Genomic DNA, 1,850 nt, shown 5'->3' with positions numbered 1-1,850 from the left:
ACACAGTGGACGCGAGCAACTGAGGACAAGCCCTCGGCCTATTAGTACCAGTCAGCTTCGCCCATTACTGGGCTTCCACATCTGGCCTATCAACCCAGTCGTCTACTGGGAGCCTTAACCCCTCAAAGGGGGTGGGAATACTCATCTCGAAGCAGGCTTCCCGCTTAGATGCTTTCAGCGGTTATCCCTCCCGAACGTAGCCAACCAGCCATGCCCTTGGCAGGACAACTGGCACACCAGAGGTTCGTCCGTCCCGGTCCTCTCGTACTAGGGACAGCCCTTCTCAATATTCCTGCGCGCGCAGCGGATAGGGACCGAACTGTCTCACGACGTTCTAAACCCAGCTCGCGTACCGCTTTAATGGGCGAACAGCCCAACCCTTGGGACCGACTCCAGCCCCAGGATGCGACGAGCCGACATCGAGGTGCCAAACCATCCCGTCGATATGGACTCTTGGGGAAGATCAGCCTGTTATCCCCGGGGTACCTTTTATCCGTTGAGCGACGGCGCTTCCACAAGCCACCGCCGGATCACTAGTCCCGACTTTCGTCCCTGCTCGACCCGTCGGTCTCACAGTCAAGCTCCCTTGTGCACTTACACTCAACACCTGATTACCAACCAGGCTGAGGGAACCTTTGGGCGCCTCCGTTACTCTTTAGGAGGCAACCGCCCCAGTTAAACTACCCATCAGACACTGTCCCTGATCCGGATCACGGACCCAGGTTAGACATCCAGCACGACCAGACTGGTATTTCAACGACGACTCCACCATGGCTGGCGCCACGACTTCAAAGTCTCCCAGCTATCCTACACAAGCCGAACCGAACACCAATATCAAACTATAGTAAAGGTCCCGGGGTCTTTCCGTCCTGCTGCGCGAAACGAGCATCTTTACTCGTAGTGCAATTTCACCGGGCCTATGGTTGAGACAGTCGAGAAGTCGTTACGCCATTCGTGCAGGTCGGAACTTACCCGACAAGGAATTTCGCTACCTTAGGATGGTTATAGTTACCACCGCCGTTTACTGGCGCTTAAGTTCTCAGCCTCGCCATGACGAATCATGACTAACCGGTCCCCTTAACGTTCCAGCACCGGGCAGGCGTCAGTCCGTATACATCGCCTTACGGCTTCGCACGGACCTGTGTTTTTAGTAAACAGTCGCTTCTCGCTGGTCTCTGCGGCCACCCCCAGCTCAGAGAGTAAATCTCATCACCAGTGATGGCCCCCCTTCTCCCGAAGTTACGGGGGCATTTTGCCGAGTTCCTTAACCATAGTTCACCCGAACGCCTCGGTATTCTCTACCTGACCACCTGAGTCGGTTTAGGGTACGGGCCGCCATAAAACTCGCTAGAGGCTTTTCTCGACAGCATAGGATCATCCACTTCACCACAATCGGCTCGGCATCAGGTCTCAGGCTATATGCTGTCCGGATTTACCTGGACAACGCCCTACACCCTTACCCCGGGACAACCACCGCCCGGGATGGACTACCTTCCTGCGTCACCCCATCACTCACCTACTACCAGCTCGGATCACCGGCTCCACCACTTTCCTTTCCCCGAAGGGTCCGGAACGGCTTCACGGGCTTAGCATCACTGGATTCAATGTTTGACGCTTTACAGCGGGTACCGGAATATCAACCGGTTATCCATCGACTACGCCTGTCGGCCTCGCCTTAGGTCCCGACTTACCCTGGGCAGATCAGCTTGACCCAGGAACCCTTAGTCAATCGGCGCACACGTTTCTCACGTGTGTATCGCTACTCATGCCTGCATTCTCACTCGTGAACCGTCCACCACTAGCTTCCGCTGCGGCTTCACCCGGCACACGACGCTCCCCTACCCATCCCA

The 1,850-nt window shown here is 56.2% G+C and carries 1 rRNA gene; it reads right to left on the bottom strand.

From position 1 onward, the window contains the following. Positions 1–21: 21 nt before the first annotated feature. Positions 22–1,850: ribosomal RNA gene (locus tag AB0N66_RS42425) — 23S ribosomal RNA — on the bottom strand; the annotation flags it as partial.

It is taken from the genome of Streptomyces sp. NPDC093544 (assembly GCF_040683495.1).
In the GTDB taxonomy this organism is placed as follows: Bacteria; Actinomycetota; Actinomycetes; order Streptomycetales; family Streptomycetaceae; genus Streptomyces.
Note: the sequence above shows the minus strand (reverse complement) of the source record. Positions and strands in the feature narration are given on the sequence as shown.